General features: G+C 65.1%; 20 protein-coding genes. 5 read left to right on the top strand and 15 right to left on the bottom strand.

Annotated elements, in window-relative coordinates:
• Window positions 1–6: 6 nt before the first annotated feature.
• Together I6F33_RS17320 and I6F33_RS17315 are read left to right on the top strand one after the other, a co-directional pair.
• Window positions 7–1,101, top strand: coding sequence for a serine/threonine protein kinase (locus I6F33_RS17320; RefSeq protein WP_109145786.1), 1,095 nt, complete (start codon window positions 7–9; stop codon window positions 1,099–1,101).
• 95 nt (window positions 1,102–1,196) lie between these two features.
• On the top strand, window positions 1,197–1,748 hold the full coding sequence (locus tag I6F33_RS17315; RefSeq protein ID WP_036028219.1) for a CAP domain-containing protein: 552 nt from the start codon (window positions 1,197–1,199) through the stop codon (window positions 1,746–1,748).
• 12 nt (window positions 1,749–1,760) lie between these two features.
• On the opposite strand, the gene I6F33_RS17310 is transcribed toward I6F33_RS17315, so the two are convergent.
• On the bottom strand, window positions 1,761–2,234 hold the full coding sequence (locus I6F33_RS17310; RefSeq protein WP_008547150.1) for a VOC family protein: 474 nt from the start codon (window positions 2,232–2,234) through the stop codon (window positions 1,761–1,763).
• 148 nt (window positions 2,235–2,382) lie between these two features.
• On the opposite strand from I6F33_RS17310, the gene I6F33_RS17305 reads away from it, so the two are divergent.
• Complete coding sequence (locus tag I6F33_RS17305; RefSeq protein ID WP_036028214.1) at window positions 2,383–3,561, top strand: aminotransferase class V-fold PLP-dependent enzyme; 1,179 nt, start codon at window positions 2,383–2,385, stop codon at window positions 3,559–3,561.
• 7 nt (window positions 3,562–3,568) lie between these two features.
• Here the strand turns inward: I6F33_RS17305 and I6F33_RS17300 are convergent, their stop codons facing one another.
• The 6 genes from I6F33_RS17300 to yajC are packed head-to-tail and all read right to left on the bottom strand — an operon-like array spanning window position 3,569 to window position 9,210.
• On the bottom strand, window positions 3,569–4,810 hold the full coding sequence (locus I6F33_RS17300; RefSeq protein ID WP_225143462.1) for a threonine ammonia-lyase: 1,242 nt from the start codon (window positions 4,808–4,810) through the stop codon (window positions 3,569–3,571).
• A gap of 45 nt (window positions 4,811–4,855) precedes the next feature.
• Window positions 4,856–5,719 (bottom strand): phytoene/squalene synthase family protein, encoded by an 864-nt coding sequence (locus I6F33_RS17295; RefSeq protein WP_225139987.1) that lies wholly within the window; start codon window positions 5,717–5,719, stop codon window positions 4,856–4,858.
• Window positions 5,716–6,099, bottom strand: a complete 384-nt coding sequence (locus tag I6F33_RS17290; RefSeq protein WP_225139988.1) for an Mth938-like domain-containing protein — start codon at window positions 6,097–6,099, stop codon at window positions 5,716–5,718. Before I6F33_RS17290 ends, I6F33_RS17295 begins: the two co-directional genes overlap by 4 nt.
• 60 nt (window positions 6,100–6,159) lie before the next feature.
• On the bottom strand, window positions 6,160–7,179 hold the full coding sequence (gene secF / locus I6F33_RS17285; protein ID WP_036012746.1) for a protein translocase subunit SecF: 1,020 nt from the start codon (window positions 7,177–7,179) through the stop codon (window positions 6,160–6,162).
• A 10-nt stretch (window positions 7,180–7,189) separates the two neighbouring features.
• Entirely contained in the window at window positions 7,190–8,794 is a 1,605-nt protein-coding gene (gene secD / locus I6F33_RS17280; RefSeq protein WP_036012748.1) for a protein translocase subunit SecD, read from the bottom strand.
• Window positions 8,795–8,841: 47 nt separating this feature from the next.
• Window positions 8,842–9,210 carry a preprotein translocase subunit YajC gene (gene yajC, locus I6F33_RS17275; RefSeq protein ID WP_036012751.1) on the bottom strand — a complete coding sequence of 123 codons (369 nt, stop codon included), beginning with the start codon at window positions 9,208–9,210 and terminating at the stop codon, window positions 8,842–8,844.
• 182 nt (window positions 9,211–9,392) lie between these two features.
• Here yajC and I6F33_RS17270 point away from each other — a divergent pair, with 182 nt between their 5' ends.
• Window positions 9,393–10,373, top strand: a complete 981-nt coding sequence (locus I6F33_RS17270) for an ATP-binding protein (RefSeq protein ID WP_036028226.1) — start codon at window positions 9,393–9,395, stop codon at window positions 10,371–10,373.
• Between the two features lie 176 nt (window positions 10,374–10,549).
• On the opposite strand, the gene I6F33_RS17265 is transcribed toward I6F33_RS17270, so the two are convergent.
• Window positions 10,550–11,935: a LysM peptidoglycan-binding domain-containing M23 family metallopeptidase gene (locus I6F33_RS17265; RefSeq protein WP_225143460.1), complete on the bottom strand. Its 1,386-nt coding sequence runs from the start codon at window positions 11,933–11,935 to the stop codon at window positions 10,550–10,552.
• A gap of 109 nt (window positions 11,936–12,044) precedes the next feature.
• The gene (locus tag I6F33_RS17260) at window positions 12,045–12,695 is read right to left on the bottom strand and encodes a protein-L-isoaspartate(D-aspartate) O-methyltransferase (RefSeq protein WP_085969151.1); all 651 of its coding nucleotides are present in this window, start codon (window positions 12,693–12,695) and stop codon (window positions 12,045–12,047) included.
• A gap of 229 nt (window positions 12,696–12,924) precedes the next feature.
• On the opposite strand from I6F33_RS17260, the gene I6F33_RS17255 reads away from it, so the two are divergent.
• Window positions 12,925–13,296: a response regulator gene (locus tag I6F33_RS17255; protein ID WP_036044248.1), complete on the top strand. Its 372-nt coding sequence runs from the start codon at window positions 12,925–12,927 to the stop codon at window positions 13,294–13,296.
• A 3-nt stretch (window positions 13,297–13,299) separates the two neighbouring features.
• Here I6F33_RS17255 and surE read toward each other — a convergent pair whose 3' ends face one another.
• The 6 genes from surE to I6F33_RS17225 form a co-directional block, all read right to left on the bottom strand.
• The gene (gene surE / locus I6F33_RS17250; RefSeq protein ID WP_192893197.1) at window positions 13,300–14,067 is read right to left on the bottom strand and encodes a 5'/3'-nucleotidase SurE; all 768 of its coding nucleotides are present in this window, start codon (window positions 14,065–14,067) and stop codon (window positions 13,300–13,302) included.
• A gap of 210 nt (window positions 14,068–14,277) precedes the next feature.
• Window positions 14,278–14,640, bottom strand: a complete 363-nt coding sequence (locus I6F33_RS17245; RefSeq protein WP_109143663.1) for a hypothetical protein — start codon at window positions 14,638–14,640, stop codon at window positions 14,278–14,280.
• A gap of 119 nt (window positions 14,641–14,759) precedes the next feature.
• Window positions 14,760–16,091, bottom strand: a complete 1,332-nt coding sequence (gene serS, locus I6F33_RS17240) for a serine--tRNA ligase (protein ID WP_225143459.1) — start codon at window positions 16,089–16,091, stop codon at window positions 14,760–14,762.
• A 218-nt stretch (window positions 16,092–16,309) separates the two neighbouring features.
• On the bottom strand, window positions 16,310–17,122 hold the full coding sequence (gene tatC, locus I6F33_RS17235) for a twin-arginine translocase subunit TatC (protein WP_036044242.1): 813 nt from the start codon (window positions 17,120–17,122) through the stop codon (window positions 16,310–16,312).
• Window positions 17,119–17,613: a Sec-independent protein translocase protein TatB gene (gene tatB, locus I6F33_RS17230; protein WP_225125278.1), complete on the bottom strand. Its 495-nt coding sequence runs from the start codon at window positions 17,611–17,613 to the stop codon at window positions 17,119–17,121. The genes tatC and tatB overlap by 4 nt, the downstream gene beginning before the upstream one ends.
• 90 nt (window positions 17,614–17,703) lie before the next feature.
• Complete coding sequence (locus I6F33_RS17225) at window positions 17,704–17,937, bottom strand: twin-arginine translocase TatA/TatE family subunit (RefSeq protein WP_036012762.1); 234 nt, start codon at window positions 17,935–17,937, stop codon at window positions 17,704–17,706.
• Window positions 17,938–17,965 lie beyond the last annotated feature (28 nt).

Genomic DNA, 17,965 nt, shown 5'->3' with positions numbered 1-17,965 from the left:
TTTGCAATGAGCTTGCCCAAAGACGACGCGGCAGAGCTGTCGGCGCGCTGGACCGAAGGCGTGATGCTCAAGCGCGACGTGTTCTCGACCGTCGAGCGCGGCCGTTTCCGCAGCGAAAGCGGCGAGATCGACGCGGTGCTGCGCCGGCTCGACGAGGTGCCATGGTGGTCGTTTCTGCTGGCACGCCACCTGTTCGCCCGCGAGAAGCAGGCCCTGGTGCGGGCCAAAGGCCTCGACGTCGGCCCCGAGCTGCTCTGGGCCGGGCGCCGCGCTCTGGTGCGCGGCTTCGTCGACGGCGTCGCGCTGCACCTGGCAAAGCCCCATGGCGATGTCGCCTATTTCCGCTCCGCCAAGGCCGCACTGCGTCGGCTGCGCCGCGCCGGCATCTGCCACAACGATCTCGCCAAGGAGCAGAACTGGCTTGTCGGCCGCGACGGCCGCGCCTATGTCACCGACTTCCAGCTCGCCGCGTGCTTCAAGCGCCGCGGCCGGCTCTATCGCATCCTCGCCTATGAGGACCTCCGGCATCTGCTCAAGCACAAGCGCTCCTACGCGCCCGAGGCGCTGACGCCGCGAGAGCGAAAGATCCTGGCGAGGAAGTCGTTCGCCGCGAGCCTGTGGCTCGCCACCGGCAAGAAGGTCTATCGCGCCATCACCCGCGGCCTGTTCAACTTCACCGATCGCGAGGGCGGCGGCCGCCGGCTCGTCAACGACGCGCCGGTGCTGGCCGAGCTGATCCGCCGGAATCCCGCCGTGCGCGACGCCGCCATCGTCGCCTTTGCCGACCGTCGCTCCGGTGTCGGGCTTTACGCCTTCGTCGAAGCCGATCAGGCCGCGCTCGAGGGCCAGCTCCGCAGCGAGCTTGCCGCCTCCAAGGGACCGAAGCCGCCCGAGCACATCCAGGTCGTGCACGCCCTGCCACGCAACGCCAGCGGCAAGCCACGCATCGAGGTCCTGCAACTGGTCGCCATGAACCAGCTCGACCTGATCGAGCCGATGATGAAGAACGAGCAGGATCGCGCCTTCCTCAAGGATATCCTGGAGCAGCGCAAGAACCTGCGCGACCGCTTCAATTTCGAGGCGAAGCTCCCGACGAGCTAGCGCGGAATCTGCGCCTTGAAGCCTCCACAATGGCGATCGAGAAGCGCTTGGATCAGGAAGGGTTGGCAGAGATCATGGGCGCTCGGGGGACGATGATGCATCGTATGGTTGGCGGAACGATCGCCGGCCTTGTGCTGCTGGCAGGGGCGCCTGCGCTGGCCGACTCACCGGCGGAGCTGATCTCCAGCTTCCGTCTCAAGCATGGTGAGGCCCGCGTCGTGCGCGACGCCACCCTCGATCGCATCGCCATGGATCAGGCCCGCGCGATGGCGGCGAAGGACGACCTCAGCCACGACACACTCGGCCCATTCAATCGCCGCGTCGCACCGGCCGGCGCGGGCCGCGCCGCAGAGAACATCGCCTACGGCTACGACAGTTTCGACAAGACGCTGGGCCAGTGGATCGACTCCTCCGGGCACCGCAAGAACCTGTTGCTGCACAATGCCTCCCGCGTCGGCATTGCCAGCGCCAAGAATGCGAGTGGCAAGCGCACCTATTGGGCCATGGTCATCGCCGGCGACTACGAGAAGGGCAAAGGCAAGAAAAAGGACAAGGAGCCCGTCGTCGCGGTGAAGCGCGAGGTACCGCCCGCGAGCAAGCCGAAGTCCGGCAACTGTCACGTAAAGCTGCTCGGCCTCTGCATCTGAGGCGCGACCGTCTCAGCCGCGGCGCGCGGCTTCGATCGCGGCGACGTCGATCTTCGTCATCCCCATCATCGCATCGAAGGCGCGCTTGGCCTCCGTGCCACCGGCGGCCAGCGCCTCGGTCAGCACCCGCGGCGTGATCTGCCAGGAGACTCCCCATCTGTCCTTGCACCAGCCGCACGCACTCTCCTGCCCGCCATTGCCGACGATGGCGTTCCAGTAGCGATCGGTCTCCGCCTGATCGTCGGTGGCGATCTGGAACGAGAAGGCCTCGTTGTGCTTGAAGACGGGTCCGCCATTGAGACCGAGACAGGCAACGCCGGCTACCGTGAACTCGACGGTCAGGACATCGCCTGCCTTGCCGGACGGATAGTCGCTGGGCGCGCGATGGACCGCACTCACCGCGCTGTCGGGAAACGTCTCGGCATAGAAGCGGGCCGCGGCTTCAGCATCCTTGTCGTACCAGAGGCAGATCGTGTTCTTTGCCATTGGGTATTCCCTGTGATTCCGTGCCAGATTGCGCTTCCGATCAGCATAGGCATCCCGATCTGCATGCTCCAGCTGGAACAGTCGTTTGCCCGAGCTTGCTCGCGTGCGTCATTGTGTCTACGAGGAACCTGAAGATGGAGGCTCTGACGTGATCGACATCAACCAGATACGTGCCGACACGCCTGCTGCCTCCCGGCTCGCGTATCTCCACAATGCCGGTGCGGCTCTCATGCCCGCGCCCGTCGTCGCGGCGATGAAAGGACATATCGATCTCGAGAGCGAGATCGGCGGCTATGCCGCAGCCGATCGCGCGTCAGATCGGCTCGAAGCCGTTTACGGCTCAGTGGCCCGGCTCCTGAACGCATCGCCGGATGAAATCGCCCTGGTGGAGAACGCGACGGTTGCCTGGCAGATGGCGTTCTATTCGCTTTCATTTCGAGAGGGCGACCGGATCCTGACGGCCGAAGCGGAGTACGCCGCCAACTATGTTGCGTTTCTTCAGGCCGCCAAACGCACAGGCGCGGTCATCGATGTGGTGCCGAGCGATGCGACGGGCGAGTTCGATGTCGGCGCACTCGAACGTATGATCGACGAACGCGTGAAGCTGATCGCCATCACCTGGGTTCCGACCAATGGCGGGCTGACCAATCCCGCAGCGGCCATCGGCAGAATTGCGCGAGCACACGGCATCCCCTATCTGCTCGATGCCTGCCAGGCGGTCGGCCAGATGGAGGTCGACGTCGAGGCCATCGGCTGCGACATGCTGTCGGCCACGGGACGCAAATTCCTGCGGGGACCGCGTGGTACCGGCTTTCTCTATGTGCGCGGGGCGCTCCTGCAGCAGCTCGAGCCACCGATGATCGACCATTTTGCAGCGCCCTGGGTCTCGCGCGATGAATATCGGCTCCGCGACGATGCCCGCCGCTTCGAGACATGGGAGAATAATTACGCCGCCCGGCTTGGGCTCGGCGCTGCCGTCGATTATGCGCTCGACATCGGCATGGATGCCATCGAGGAGCGCTGCCGGCTGCTCGCGGGCCGCCTTCGCAGCGGCCTCGCTTCCATTCGCGGCATCACTATTCACGACCTTGGCCGCAAGCCTGGCGCCATCGTCAGCTTCACTTTGGATGGATATGAAGCGGAGGCCATTGTCAGCAGCGCCGCGGCGGCGGGCATCACAATCGGCGCTTCAGACCCGTCGAGTACCCGCATCGATGCCGAGAACCGCGAGCTGCCGCCGCTCGTCCGAGCTTCCCCCCACTACTACAACACCCAAGCCGAGATCGACCGGCTGATCGACCACGTCGCGGATTTGGCGTCACGTTAGCGCGTGCTCAGGTGCAGCGCGCGCTCAGTCCGGATGCGCTGAGCCTGGCCATCACCTCGTTGAGATGGGCGGCATCGCGGGTCTCGATGACAAGCTGCAGCAGCGTCGCCTTGGCCGGCAGGTCGGAGAAGGTCCGCTGGTGTGAGACCTCGATGATATTCGCACCCGCTTCGGCCAGCAGTGCCGCTACCGCGGCGAGCTGCCCCGGCCTGTCGGGGATATCGAGCGACAATTGCGTCAGCCGCCCCTCGCGCGCGAGCTCGCGGGTGAGCACGGAGGCGATCAGCCGCGTGTCGATATTGCCTCCGCTCAGCACGAGGCCGACCTTCTCGCCGGCAAAGCGGGACGGATCGGACATCAGCGCGGCGAGGCCGGCGGCGCCGGCGCCCTCGACGACGGTCTTCTCGATCGAGATCAGGGTCGCGACTGCACGCTCGAGCTCGGCTTCGTTGACGAGCGCAATATCGTCGACGAGGCGCCGAACGATTTCGGTGGTGATCTTGCCCGGTGATTTCACCGCGATGCCCTCGGCGAGCGTATCGCCGCGCGCCGGCAGATTGCCGTCGTGAATGGCGTTGTACATCGAGGGATAGAGCCAGGCCTCGACGCCCAGTATCCTGAGCGACGGCTTGATCGACTTCGCGGCAATGGCAATCCCGCTGATCAAACCGCCGCCGCCGATCGGGACGACCAGCGTGTCGAGCTCCGGGACCGCCTTCAGCATTTCCAGCCCGATCGTGCCCTGCCCGGCGATGACGAGCGGATCGTCGTAAGGATGGACGAAGACCATGCCGTGCGCTTCACCGTGGCTGCGCGCAAAGGCGGCCGCCTCCTCCAGCGTCGCGCCCGTGACCACCACCTCGGCGCCGTGATGCCGGGTGTTCTCGATCTTCACCATGGGCGTGCCGATCGGCATCACGATGGTGGCGGGAATGCCGAGCCGCTTGGCATGGTAGGCAACGCCTTGCGCGTGGTTGCCCGCGGACATCGCGATCACGCCCCGCGCGCGCTCCTCCGCCGTCAGCGCGGTAAGCCGGTTGAGCGCGCCGCGCTCCTTGAACGAGGAGGTGAACTGCAGGTTCTCGAATTTGAGCCAGATGTCGCAGCCGCAGATGCTGCTCAGCGTCCGGCTGTGGCTACAGGGCGTCTCGACAACGGCGCCTTGGATGGTCGTGGCGGCGGCGCGAATGTCTTCAGGGGCGACCGGAAGGCCGCTGAGATCGAACGAGCTTTGGGACATGTCAGCCATAGGACAGCATAGAGCATTTGGGCGGGCCAGGCGATAAGCCGGCGTCTATTTGGTAAATTCACGCGATCGCGAGGCGCGCCACAGCGTCCAGAGCGTGCGCAACCGCGAGGTCGGCTGCAACCTAAACGGATTGCGTCCCGGGCGCGACAGGCGCTCGAGATCGGCCTGCGCCTGGCGCAGCGGCAGAAACGCCGGCCGCAACGGCGGCGCCAGCTGCGCCAGCAGCGATGAAGCCGCGGTCATATGCTGCCGGGCTTCACCCGCCAGTTGCTCAAGCACCGCATGGAGATTGGGTGTTTCCTTGCCGGCGAAGACGTCCTCCATGCTGCAATCGTGCTGCTCCAGCACCTGCTGCGGCACGAACAATTGCCGGTGCGCGGCATCGCGCGGCAGATTGGCTATGACCTGCACGATACCCTGCGCCAGCCCGGCATGGCGGGCGACATGCTCGGCCGCCTCCGAAGGCGGTCCCAACACCTGCGCTGCCAGGGCGAACAGCGCCGATGAGGTCGCCGCGAGGTAACCTTCCAGTGCGGCCATCGTCGGCATCGGGTCGTTGTAGAGATCGAACTGATGCTCCTCGGCAAGCAGCGACAGCGACTCGACCGGCAGGTCGAAATCGCGAATCGCGCGAAGCAGCTCGGCCGCCACCGGATTGCCCTCGGCGCTGCCATGGACGTGGCCCGACAGCATGTCGGTCCACCATTGCAGGCGGATCTCGCCGGGCAAGGGCTGGCTCACCTGGTCGCGGACACGAACGATCTCGACGTTGAAGGCATAGATCGCCAGTAACGCGCGGCGCTCGGCGGCCGGTGCAAACAGGGTCGCGGCGTAGCGCGGAAAGTCATGACTGCGCACGAGATCGGCGCAAAAAGCAAAGGAGTCGGGAGGCGGCGCCGGGTTGCTCATGGCACGGCGATCAGCGCGGCGGCAACCCGCCGCCGTTCGCCGATCATGATGTTGTAGGTGCGCACGGCCGGGCCGGTCTGCATCGTGTCCAGTACAACCCTCACCGCCTTGAGCGCCTGACGCAGCTCCGGCGGCGGCAGCCACAGCCCCGTTCCAGTGCCGACCAGGAGCGTGTCGATGCTGTTGGCCGCCGTGAACACCCGATCCAGCGAGTAGCGGTCGATCTTCGCGGGGTCGGTCACGTCCCAAGCCCAGATCGCGTCGGGCAGACAGAGCAGCGAGCCCCGATGCGACATGCTGGCAAAGGCGAAGCCGCCCTTGCCATAGGCATCGATCGGCGCCGAGCGCGGAAAATGCGGAGCGTTGGGATCGCCGGCCATGAGCTTCGTCCGAATGGGCTTACTGCCCTCGCAAACGCCTGCAAGGGCATGAGGTTCGGATCATGCCTTGCTTTTCTTCGCCGGCGTCGCCGTATCGGGCGCGTCTTCGCGGTGCTCGCCGACGCCGAGATAGATCAGGATCGGTGCTGCAATGAAGATCGAGGTGTAGGTGCCGACCAGCACCACGCCGAACATCATTACCGCGGTGAAGCTGTGGATAGCATGGCCGCCGAACAAGAGCAGCGCGAGCAGCGCGAGCGTCACCGTGACGTGGGTGATGATCGAGCGCGACAGCGTCGAGTTGATGGATTCATTGAGCAGCTGGGGCATCGGCATCTTCTTGTAGCGACGCAGCATTTCCCGGATGCGGTCGTAGATGACGACGGTATCGTTGAGCGAATAGCCGAGAATGGTTAGCAACGCCGCGATGCTGGTCAGGTCGAAATCGACCTGGCTGATCGACATGAAGCCGATCGTCAGCACGATGTCGTGCACGTTGGCGATCATGGCGCCCAGCGCGAACTGCCATTCGAACCGGAACCAGAGATAAATCAGGATCCCAACGATCGCGAGCATCAGGCCGAGCATGCCGTAGGCCAGGAGCTCGCCCGCGACGCGCGGACCCAGCACCTCGGTGCGCTGAATGTCGACACTGTCGCCAAGCGCGCCACGAAGCTTCTGCAGGGCTGCCTGCTGGGCCGCGTCGCCACCCGGCTGCTCCGCAACGCGGATCAGGACGTTCTCCGGACCGCCGAACTGCTGCAGCTGGACCTCGCCGAGGCCCAGGCCGTCGAGCGAGGTACGCATTGCCGCGATGTCGGCGGTGCCGGACTTCGCCTTCACCTCCAGCAGCGTGCCGCCCTTGAAGTCGATACCGAGGTTCAGGCCATGGGTGAAGAACAGCACGATCGCGACGATCGACAGCGCCGCCGAGATCGGAAAGCTGATGCGACGGAAACGCGTGAAGTCGAAATGCGTATCGTCGGGGACGATGCGCAGCGACGGCAGCAGGCCGAGGGCCGAGACCACGGTGAGGATGGCAATGAGGACGCCGAGCCCGATGAGAACGGTGTGAGTCACGATCAGGCTCCTAGATCGGCACGCTCTGCGGCCGCTTCCACCGCACCCACCAGGCGACGATCAGCCGGGTCAGGGTGAAGGCGGTGAACACCGTGGTGATGATGCCGATGCCGAGCGTCACGGCAAAGCCGCGCACCGGACCGGTGCCGATGTAGAACAGCACCGCGGCAGCAATGAAGGTGGTGATGTTGGAATCGAGGATGGTGGCGAGCGCCCGCTTGAATCCGGCGTCGATCGCCGAGATCGCATTGCGGCCGCCGCGCAATTCCTCGCGGATGCGTTCGTAGATCAGCACGTTGGAGTCGACCGCGATGCCGACGGTGAGCACGATGCCGGCGATGCCGGGCAGCGTCAGCGTGGCGTTGAGCAGCGACAATAAGCCGAAGATCATGGCGACGTTGATGGCCACCGCTATGTTGGCGAACACGCCGAACAGCCGGTAGGTCAGCAGCATGAAGATGATGACAAGGATCGAGCCGACATAGGCCGCCAGCTGGCCCTTCTCGATCGAGTCCTGGCCGAGTCCTGGACCCACGGTGCGCTCCTCGACCACCGTGAGCGGTGCCGGCAATGCGCCGGCGCGCAACAGGATGGCCAGATCGTTGGCCGATTGCACGGTGAAGTTGCCGGAGATCTGGCCTTGGCCGCCGGTAATGGGCTCGCGGATGACGGGCGCCGAGATCACCTTATTGTCCAGGACGATCGCGAACGGCAGCCCCACGTTCTCCTGCGTGGCCTGCGAGAATTTGCGCGCGCCCGAGGTGTTGAACTTGAAGCTGACGACCGGCTCACCCGTGCGCTGGTCAAAGGTCGCCTGCGCATCGGTCAGGTCGCCGCCGGCGACCAGCACCTGCTTCTTGACCACGTAGGGCGTCGGCGGAGGCGAGGCGCTCATCAGCAGTTCGGATTCCGGCGGCACCCTGCCCGCTTGCGCCTGATCCGGCGGCACGGAGGTGTCGACCATGCGGAATTCCATCTTCGCGGTCCTGCCCAGCAGTTCCTTCAGGCGGGTCGGGTCCTGAAGACCGGGGACCTGCACCAGGATGCGGTCGTTGCCCTGGCGCTGGATGACGGGCTCGACGGTGCCGAGCTCGTTGACGCGGCGTTCGACGATCTGGATCGACTGCTCGATGGTCTTGCGCAGGCGATCGAGCACCGCAGCCTGCGGGACGCTCAGGCGGATCACCCCGCCGCCAGCATCAGTCACCTCGAGGTCGCGCTGACCGCTGGATCCCATCAGGCCGCCCAGCGGCTGGGACAGCTCGCGCAACTTGGCAAGCGCCGGCTGCGCATCGGTCTCCTTGGTGATGCGAACCTCGACGGCATCGTTGCGCACGGTGACGCCGCCGGTGAATCCGATCTTGGCGTCGCGCAGGGTCCGGCGAACGTCGTCGCGGACCTGGTCGAGCCGCTCCTTCTTCACATAGGCAGCGTCGACCTCGAGCAGCAGATAGGAGCCGCCCTGGAGGTCGAGGCCGAGCACGATGCGGCGCTGCGCCCAGGCGGGCCAGCTCTTGACTTGCGCCTCGGGGAAGAAGTTGGGGACCGCGCAGAGGCACACGATCAGCGCCGTCAGGATAATACCCAGCGCCTTCCACCGCGTGAAATACAACATCGACTGGACCTGTCAGATCAGGAGACTTGAGACTCGCGGTGAAGCTCTCACTTCGCCGCGGTGTCGTCCTTGGCGCTCTCTTTTGCGCTTTCCTTGGCCGGCTCGCCCTTGGCGCGCACGCCCGAGATCATCTGGCGCATCTGCCGCACGCGCACGCCGTCGGAAATCTCGAACTCGATCTGGTCGTCGTCGACCACCTTGGTGACCTTGCCGACGAGGCCTCCCGAGGTCACGATGGTGTCGCCGCGGCGGATATTCTTCACGAGCTCGGCGTGGTCGCGGACCTTCTTCTGCTGCGGGCGCAGAATCAGGAAGTACATGATCACGAAGATCAGGGCGAACGGCAGCAGCGACATCAACATGCTGTTGGTGTCGCCAGCGGCCGCGGCCTGGGCATACGCAGGGGTAATCAGCATTCGGACGATCCTCGCGAGAACGGGGGAAAGCCGGTCAGGCCCTCAAAGGCGACCGGTTCGGTCAAATTCGCGCGGACTATAGCGGCCATTGCCCCAATTGCAACGCTGCCAGACTGCCCTTTTGGGCCACCTTGCGGCGGCCCGTCAGGCCCGATAAGGCTGCGTTCTCAGGAACTTCGGACATGCCCAAAAACCATAGCAAAAGCCCGGCCGGCAAAGGCCCCCGCACCCCTGCCAACAAGCCCACCCGCCTCGCGGCAAAACGCCCCACGGCGGCGGTCACCAAGGCAGGCCCGGACCTCCCGCAGGAGCGCATCGTCCGCGCCCTGGAGACCATTGCGGCGCACCTCTCCGCGCAGGGCAAGCCGGCGGTCGAGGCCGAGTCGTTCAAGCGGGCGGACGCCTACGTCTGGCATCCCGACGGACGCCTCTCGGCGGTGCCGCGCGTGAGCCGCGTCGAGCTGTTCCTGCTCAAGGGCGTCGACCGGATGCGCGACATCCTGATGGAGAACACCGAGCGCTTCGCCAACGGCCTGCCCGCCAACAACGCCCTGCTCTGGGGCGCACGCGGCATGGGCAAGTCGTCACTGGTGAAGGCGGCGCATGCCAGCATCAACGCGGAGCGCAAACCGGCCGACAAGCTCAAGCTGATCGAGATCCACCGTGAGGACATCGAGAGCCTGCCGGCCCTGATGGAGCAGCTGCGGGCCTCCTCCTTCCGTTTCATCGTGTTCTGCGACGACCTCTCCTTCGACGGCAATGATGCCTCCTACAAGTCACTCAAGGCGGTCCTCGAAGGCGGCATCGAGGGCCGGCCCGAGAACGTCATCCTCTACGCCACCTCCAACCGGCGCCATCTGCTGGCGCGCGAGATGATCGAGAACGAGCGCTCGACCGCGATCAATCCGGGCGAAGCGGTGGAGGAGAAGGTCTCGCTGTCGGATCGCTTCGGCCTCTGGCTCGGCTTCCACCGCTGCAGCCAGGACGAATATCTCGCCATGGTGCGCGGCTATTGCAGCCATTTCGGGATCAGGGTCGACGACGAGACGCTCGAGCGCGAGGCGCTGGAATGGTCGACGACGCGCGGCTCGCGCTCGGGCCGCGTCGCCTGGCAGTTCGTGCAGGAGCTGGCGGGACGGCTGGGTGTGAAGCTGACGGCGTAGTAGCGCGAGCTGTTACCCCGAATTCAACTGTCATCGCCCGCCTTGTGCGCACTTGCGCACTGGAGCGGGCGATGCAGTATTCCAGAGACGGTTGTTGTCAATCGAGAGGCCGCGGCGTACTGGGTCGCCCGGTCGAGCCGGGCGACGACACCGTTCGCGCGGAAGCTACGTAAGCCTCACGCCCCATTGAGGAATTGAAGCGGGTCAACCGGGCTCGATCCCTTGCGGATTTCGAAGTGGAGCTGCGGCGACGCCACCTCCCCGGATTGACCCGACTTGGCAATGACCTGGCCGCGCTTGATGGTATCGCCGCGCTTCACCAACAGCTCACTCGCATGGGCATATGCGGTGACGTAGCCGTTGGAGTGCCGAACCAGAACCAGATTGCCGTAACCCTTCAGCTCGTTGCCGGAATAGGCGACGACGCCATCTTCGGCCGCCTTGACCGGCGTCCCCTCGGGCACCGCCAGATTGATGCCGTCATTGGACTTGCCATTGGTCTTGGCACCGTAGCTCGTGACCACCTTGCCGCGGACGGGCCAGCGGAAGGTCGGCAGCGCGCCGGTGGCCTCCGCAGCCTTCGCCGGCGTCTCGGCAGCCTTCTCTTCCACATTGCTCGTGGCCTGGGCCAGCCGCGCGCTCTGCACGGGCGCGGCGGCAGTGGCCATCTTGGTCGCGGGTGCCGGAGCTGCCGCAACAGGCTGGAGCGTTCCGGCCACCGGTGCAGCCGCGACCGGAGCCGCAGCAACCGGCGCCGCGACGGCGGCGGTCTTGGCGCCAGGCACGGTCAGCTTGGTGCCGAGCTTCAGCTTTGCCGACGGATCGATGCCGTTGGCACGGGCGAGCTCTGCCGCCGAGATGCGGTTCTTGCGCGCGATGCTGGCGAGCGTGTCGCCACGGTTGACGAAGTGCGTGCTCGGCGGTGCCGCGACGGCAGCAACCGGCTTCGCCGCAGGCGCTGCCGCGACCGGGGCCATCGCGGGCGCCGGTGCAGCTGCGGTCGCAGGAGACGGAATGATCAACTGCTGGCCGGGCGAGAGCGCCCGCGGACCCTTGTAGCCGTTGGCGGCAAGGATCGCCTGCGGCGTGACGCGATAGCGCTTGGCGAGCACGTCGAGCGTGTCGCTGGTCCCGACGATGATCTTGGTTCCGCCGGCCGGCTGGGCGGCCGCGACCGACCGCGGCGGGACAGTGGCCGTGGTCTCCAGATGCGGTTGCGCCGGAGGCGCATATGAGCTGACGCCGCGTCCGCCGCCGGACACCCCGCCCCCGGAGGCAACGGGATAGGACTGCGGGGCAGATACCGCGGGCGGAGGCAAAGCCTGCGACTGGTAGTAACCGGGCTGCGTCTGCGGCCGCGCATATTGCGGCAACTCACGCTGCGGCGGCGGCGGCTGCTGCACCGAACCGGTCTGCTCGGAGGCGAAAGGATTGGAGAAGTTGGTCTGGGACAGCCGCGACGACATGTCGGCGCTGCACCCTGCAAAGCTGAAGGAGATCAGCGCCAGCACCGCGACCTGCGGCACGCGGCGCGAGTAAAGCAACTCGGCGACAGCGGACATGGTTACTCACTCGTACGCAACAGAACTGGTGTTTTAAGTAAACACGCGGCGAGTAAATAACGGCTTAACCCTCACAATAAGATGTTGGCGGCACTGCCGATCCGGGATTCTACAGCTCCCGCGCCACCCCGGGCAGTGCCGGCACGAAGCGGACCTCGACGAGTTCCTTGCGCTCGATTCCGGTTTCGCTGCGGGCCAGGCGGGTCAGCGTCTGCACGCCCTGATGCGGGCCGACCGGGGCAATCAGGATGCCCCCGACCTCAAGCCGCTCGACCAGGTTCTCCGGTATCTGCTCCATCGCCGCGGTGACGATGATGCGATCGAACGGGCCGATGTTGGGAGGCAGATTGAGACCGTCACCGAGCATCACCTCGACATTGTGACAATCGAGCTTCTCAAGCCGGGCGCGTGCCGTGTCGGCGAGCTTACGATAGCGCTCGACGGTCAGGACCTGGCCGGCGAGCCGCGATAGCACGGCGGCCTGGTAGCCGGAGCCGGTGCCGATTTCGAGCACCCGGTGCTGCTTCTGGAGCTGGAGCTGCTCGGTCATGTAGGCGACGACGAAGGGCTGGCTGATGGTCTGCCCGCAGGCGATCGGCAGCGCGCTGTCACGATAGGCGCCCTCGCGATCGGCCTCGTCGACGAAAAGCTCGCGCGGCACCTCTTCCATGGTCCGCAGCACGGCCTGATCGCTGATGCCCCGACGCCTCAGCGTGAGCTGAAACATCATCTTTTCCGGCGGGTGCTGGTGGGACGTCATTGCTGCTATCGCTCGTCTCGTCTGGCGGATCGCCGTACTGCACCGCAAGAACCCGAGACGAGAATCTTGTTCCGGCTCAGGAACTCATGATATCCTTTCGGCACAGCATTTGACCACAACAAGGCCTTCAAAGCGCTAAGCCATTTGCGAGGTTTGCGTTCGCCGAAACGCGCATTGCGTCGCCTATCGTTATCTGCGAACGTTTACGAGAATGGGCAAGGACTCAACCATGACTGCGACAGGGCTTTCGGGCCGCTCTGTTTTCCTCGTCGAGGACGAGGTCATGATCAGAATGATGGTCGCAGACATGCTGGAGGAGCTTGGCTACAAGGTTGCCGCCGAAGCGGGCGACATCAATGAGGCCATGCGGCTTGCGCAATCCACCGAGTTCGATCTCGCCATTCTCGACGTCAACGTCAACGGCAAGGTCATCTCGCCGGTCGCCGATGTCATCATGGCCAAGGGCTGCCCGTTCATCTTCGCCACCGGCTACGGCTCCTCCGGCCTGCCCGAGCAATATCGCGACCGGCCGGCGCTCCAGAAGCCGTTTCAGCTCGACGCGCTCGGCAAGACCATCGAGGCTGCGCTTCGCGGCAGCTAACCTTTATTTCAGGGTGAGGCCAAGCTGCTCCGAAAACGCCTCGTCGGTACGGTCGAGCCTGAGCGGGGTGACCGAGACGTAGCGCTCGCGCAGCGCCGCGAGATCGGTGCCGTCGGCGGGCGTGTCGAGCATCGCGGTCCGCTCGAAGCCGATCCAGAAATAAGGATTACCGCGGCCGTCCCGGCGCTCGTCGATCCTGAGGAAGCCGAGATTGCGCTTGCCTTGCCGCGTGACGCGGATGCCAAGCACATCCTCCGGCGCGCAGGATGGGAAGTTGATGTTGATGACGGTGTCCTTCGGAACGCCGGCGGCGATCACCTTGCGCAGGATATCGGGCCCGAATTTGCGGGCCGTGTCCCACGGCGGCCGTTCGCGGGTCTCGACGCTGAACTCCTGCGACAATGCGAATGACGGCAACCCCAGGATGGTGCCTTCCAATGCGCCGGCAATGGTGCCGGAATAGACCACGTCCTCGGCGACGTTGCGGCCCTTATTGACGCCGGACAGCACGACATCGGGCAGCTTGGCTCCTAGGATATGGCGCGCTCCCATGATGACGCAGTCGGTCGGCGTGCCGCGCACGGCGAAGTGCCGTGGGCCGACCTCGCGCAGACGCAAGGGATCGTTCAGCGACAGCGAGTGCGACACGCCGGACTGGTCGAGCTCGGGCGCCACCACCCAGACATCATCGGTCAAAGCGCGCGCAATCTCCTCCACGACCTTGAGGCCGGGAGCGTGGATGCCGTCGTCATTGGTGCAGAGAATGCGCATGCGGAAGGTTCGATTCCTGAAAGCGGGTCTGAGCCGTCTTATCCGGCCAGCGCCGATCAGGCAAACCGGACGATTGCGGTCCGGCGGCCGGTTCCCTTGGTTGGTCCGGCTAAAGCGCGATGAGATTTGGATGAATCGTCATCGCGCTTTAGGTTATTGTTTGAGCATGATCTTTTCGGAAAACCGCTTCACACTTTTCCGGATCATGCTCTAGCGGCGAACGCGCCATTGCGGCAGGAAGCGCGCAAGCCGGCCTTCTGCACGCAATTGCATCGCCGGCACGACCGGGTTCACGACGGAAGTCTCGATGACGCCGAGCGCCTTCAGCTGCGCCACGAACGGGTCGGACGTCGGCTCCTGCGGAAAGCGTTCGCGTGCCACGCTCAGTGCCTTGTCGAAATCCGCAGCATTGACGCCGGGCTTGGCCCGCCGGCTCTGCACGAGATCATCGTCCCAGAGCCGCGCGATCCCGATGTCGAGAACGCCGCGCAGGCGCTGATCGATGGCCTGGATCCCGGCCCCCGTCACCGCCCATTGTCTTCCGACCCAGAAGATGTCGCGGTGCAAGGCCATGAAGGGAGGGTTCGCGTGGACGGGCCGGCAGGATAGCCGGCCGCCCGATCTTCGCAACGCGATTCTCGTCATGCCGCGTTTTCGGACGCGAACCGGTGCCCACTTGGCGGGAAAACGCTTTAGTCGCGCGCGATCACCTTCAGCCCGCCCATATAGGGCTGGAGCACGTCCGGGACCGCGATCGAGCCGTCCTCCTGCTGATAGGTTTCCATCACGGCGATCAGCGCGCGGCCGACTGCGGTGCCGGAGCCGTTCAGCGTGTGCACGAAGCGCGGCTTGCCGTCGGGCCCGCGCGAGCGCGCATCCATGCGCCGTGCCTGGAAGTCGCCGCAGACCGAGCAGCTCGAGATCTCGCGGAACGCCCCGCCCTCGCCCTGCCCGGGCATCCAGACCTCGATGTCATAGGTTTTTTGCGCCGAGAAGCCCATATCTCCTGCGCAGAGCGTCATCACACGGTAATGCAGGTCGAGCTTCTGCAGCACCTGTTCGGCGCAGGACAGCATCCGCTCCAGCTCGTCCTTGCTCACTTCCGGCGTCGTGATCGAGACCAGTTCGACCTTGGTGAACTGGTGCTGGCGGATCATGCCGCGAGTGTCGCGCCCCGCCGCACCCGCCTCGGCGCGGAAGCATGGCGTCAGCGCGGTCAGCCGCATCGGCAATTGCTTCTCATCGAGGATGGATTCGCGGGCGAGATTGCTGAGCGACACTTCGGCGGTGGGGATCAGACCGAGGCGCTCGGTCTTCAGCCGCTCATGGTCCGGCGAGGCGAGCAGCTCGCCCTTGATCGCCCAGAACTGATCGTCCTCGAATTTCGGCAATTGCCCGGTGCCGAACATCACCTCGTTGCGCACCAAGAGCGGCGGATTGATCTCGGTGTAGCCGTGCTCGGTGGTGTGCAGATCGAGCATGAACTGGCCGATGGCACGCTCGAGCCGCGCCAGCCCCTTTTTCAGCACGACGAAACGCGCGCCGGAGAGTTTTGCCGCCGCTTCGAAATCCATGTAGCCGAGCGCGGTGCCGAGATCGTCATGCAGCTTCGGCGCAAAGCCATAGTTGCGCTTGTTGCCGAACACGTGATGCTGCACGTTGCCGTGCTCGTCGAGACCGTCGGGCACGTCCTCGAACGGAATGTTCGGGATCGCGGCCAGCTCTTTGGTCAGCTCATCGTCAGCGGCTTTTGCCGCCGCTTCGAGCTCGGGCATCGTGGTCTTGAGCTCGGCGACCTCGGCCATCAGCTTCGACGCACGCGGCTCGTCCTTGGCCTTCTTGGCATCGCCGATTTCCTTCGAAGCTGCATTGCGCCGCGCCTGCGCCTGCTCGGAGGCGAGGATCGCCGCACGCCGCTTCTCGTCGATCGCGAGCAGCGAGGCCGACATCGGCTTCAAACCGCGCCGTGCGAGGCCGGCGTCGAAGGCTTGCGGATTGTCGCGGATCGCTTTGATGTCGTGCATGGCTGTGGTCCTGGATCAGCGCGTAAATAGTCAACGTTTATGCCGACAACTTACGTTGGCGCGCTTTCCCCTAGCATTCTGTCATCGCCCGTGAAAGCGGGCGATCCAGTATTCCAGAGACGTCAGTGTTTCCCCGAGGGGCCGCGGCGTACTGGATTCCCCGCTCCAGTGCGCAATTGCGCACAAGGCGGGGAATGACACCGGTGGGCTTGGTCGCCCTACTCCGCCGGATTGGCCGGGGTCGACACGTCAGTGCCGGTGGCAGCCTGTGCGGCGGCCGCTTTCCTCTCCACCATCGCCACCGCGAGGATCGAGCCCTCGTAGAGCGCCATCAGCGGAAACGCGAGGGAGCACTGGCTGAGCACGTCGGGCGGCGTCAGCACGGCTGCGATCACGAAGGCCAAGACGATGAAATAGCGGCGCTTCTCGCGCAACATTGTCGAGCTGACGATGCCGATTCGCCCGAGCAGCGTCAGGATCACCGGCAGCTGGAAGGCGATGCCGAAGGCGAAGATCAGCGACATCATCAGCGACAGATATTCGCCGACCTTGGGCAGCAGCTGGATCTGCGCGGTCTCGTCGCCGCCGGTCTGCTGCATGCCGAGCGAGAAGCGCACCAGCATCGGCAGCACGACGAAATAGACCAGCGCCGCGCCCAGCACGAAGAAGAACGGTGTCGCGACAAGATACGGCAGGAACGCCTGCTTCTCGTGCTTGTAGAGCCCGGGCGCGACGAACTTGTAGATCTGCGTCGCCACGATCGGGAACGAGATGAAGCCGGCGCCGAACAGCGCCAGCTTGAGCTGGGTGATGAAATATTCGAGCAGCGCCGTGTAGATGAATTTCGAGTTCTCCGGCCCCGCAATCCACACGAACGGCCAGACAAGCACGTTGTAGATCTGCTTGGCGAAGAAGAAGCAGAAGATGAAGGCCAGGCCAAAGCCGAGCAGCGCCTTGATCAGCCGCGAGCGCAGCTCGATCAAATGGTCCATCAGCGGGGCTTTGCTGGCCTCGATATCGGCGTCGGTCATGACGCTTTGGCGTCCTTGATCGCTTCGGATGGCGCGGTGTCCTGCGCAACCTTTGCCTGTTCGACCTCACGGGTAATCGCGAGCGGCTCGTTCGCGGCCGCATGCGCTTCGGCTTCCATGAAGGTCGACGGCGTCGGGGTCTCCGGTGTCGTGGGCGTGACGGGCGGATCGACGGCAGTAGCGGCCGGCGTCTCGGCCGGCTTGTCCAGCGCATCGATGCGAAGCGCGTCGCTCACGTCCTTCTGGAGCGAGCTCATCGGATTGAAACCCGTGGCGGCTTCCTTGACCTCGTCGAAGCTTTTCTTGAGGTCGGCCATCTCGGCCTCACGCATCGCCTCCTGGAACTGGCCCTGGAATTCGGCCGCCATCTTGCGCGCCTTGCCCATCCACTGCCCGACCATGCGCAGCACGCCCGGCAGCTCTTTCGGGCCGATGGCGATCAGGGCCACGACCCCGATGAGGACCAGTTCACTCCACCCGATGTCGAACATGAGGTCTTCCGTTCACGCGAAGCCGGAGCCGGCCCAATCCCTTGCGCGCAGGATCGGGCCGCTACCCGCGTCTCGCGTGCTTCTTCCGGCTCAGACGGCCTTGCTGCCGACGTCGGACCGTGTCGCGGTCGGCGCAGCATTGTGCTCGATCGACTTCGCCGGCTCGGGCTTCTCGGCAGCCTTGTCGTCGTCCTGCATGCCCTTCTTGAACGCCTTGATGCCCTGAGCCACGTCGCCCATCAGATCCGAAATCTTGCCGCGGCCGAACAGCAGCAGGACCACTGCGATCACCAAGATCCAGTGCCAAATGCTGAGTGAACCCATCCTGCAACCCTCCAAACGCGCATGGCCG

Source organism: Bradyrhizobium sp. BRP20, assembly GCF_020194215.1.
Lineage (GTDB): Bacteria > Pseudomonadota > Alphaproteobacteria > Rhizobiales > Xanthobacteraceae > Bradyrhizobium > Bradyrhizobium yuanmingense.
Note: the sequence above shows the minus strand (reverse complement) of the source record. Positions and strands in the feature narration are given on the sequence as shown.

Bases quoted from the DNA above. Each gene is read 5' to 3' on its own strand.
- I6F33_RS17320 (WP_109145786.1), top strand. From the start codon at position 7: ATGAGCTTGCCCAAAGACGACGCGGCAGAGCTGTCGGCGCGCTGGACC.
- I6F33_RS17315 (WP_036028219.1), top strand. From the start codon at position 1,197: ATGCATCGTATGGTTGGCGGAACGATCGCCGGCCTTGTGCTGCTGGCA.
- I6F33_RS17310 (WP_008547150.1), bottom strand. From the start codon at position 2,234: ATGGCAAAGAACACGATCTGCCTCTGGTACGACAAGGATGCTGAAGCC.
- I6F33_RS17300 (WP_225143462.1), bottom strand. From the start codon at position 4,810: ATGGCTGACATGTCCCAAAGCTCGTTCGATCTCAGCGGCCTTCCGGTC.
- I6F33_RS17295 (WP_225139987.1), bottom strand. From the start codon at position 5,719: ATGAGCAACCCGGCGCCGCCTCCCGACTCCTTTGCTTTTTGCGCCGAT.
- I6F33_RS17290 (WP_225139988.1), bottom strand. From the start codon at position 6,099: ATGGCCGGCGATCCCAACGCTCCGCATTTTCCGCGCTCGGCGCCGATC.
- secD (WP_036012748.1), bottom strand. From the start codon at position 8,794: ATGTTGTATTTCACGCGGTGGAAGGCGCTGGGTATTATCCTGACGGCG.
- yajC (WP_036012751.1), bottom strand. From the start codon at position 9,210: ATGCTGATTACCCCTGCGTATGCCCAGGCCGCGGCCGCTGGCGACACC.
- I6F33_RS17270 (WP_036028226.1), top strand. From the start codon at position 9,393: ATGCCCAAAAACCATAGCAAAAGCCCGGCCGGCAAAGGCCCCCGCACC.
- I6F33_RS17265 (WP_225143460.1), bottom strand. From the start codon at position 11,935: ATGTCCGCTGTCGCCGAGTTGCTTTACTCGCGCCGCGTGCCGCAGGTC.
- I6F33_RS17260 (WP_085969151.1), bottom strand. From the start codon at position 12,695: ATGACGTCCCACCAGCACCCGCCGGAAAAGATGATGTTTCAGCTCACG.
- I6F33_RS17255 (WP_036044248.1), top strand. From the start codon at position 12,925: ATGACTGCGACAGGGCTTTCGGGCCGCTCTGTTTTCCTCGTCGAGGAC.
- surE (WP_192893197.1), bottom strand. From the start codon at position 14,067: ATGCGCATTCTCTGCACCAATGACGACGGCATCCACGCTCCCGGCCTC.
- I6F33_RS17245 (WP_109143663.1), bottom strand. From the start codon at position 14,640: ATGGCCTTGCACCGCGACATCTTCTGGGTCGGAAGACAATGGGCGGTG.
- serS (WP_225143459.1), bottom strand. From the start codon at position 16,091: ATGCACGACATCAAAGCGATCCGCGACAATCCGCAAGCCTTCGACGCC.
- tatC (WP_036044242.1), bottom strand. From the start codon at position 17,122: ATGACCGACGCCGATATCGAGGCCAGCAAAGCCCCGCTGATGGACCAT.
- tatB (WP_225125278.1), bottom strand. From the start codon at position 17,613: ATGTTCGACATCGGGTGGAGTGAACTGGTCCTCATCGGGGTCGTGGCC.
- I6F33_RS17225 (WP_036012762.1), bottom strand. From the start codon at position 17,937: ATGGGTTCACTCAGCATTTGGCACTGGATCTTGGTGATCGCAGTGGTC.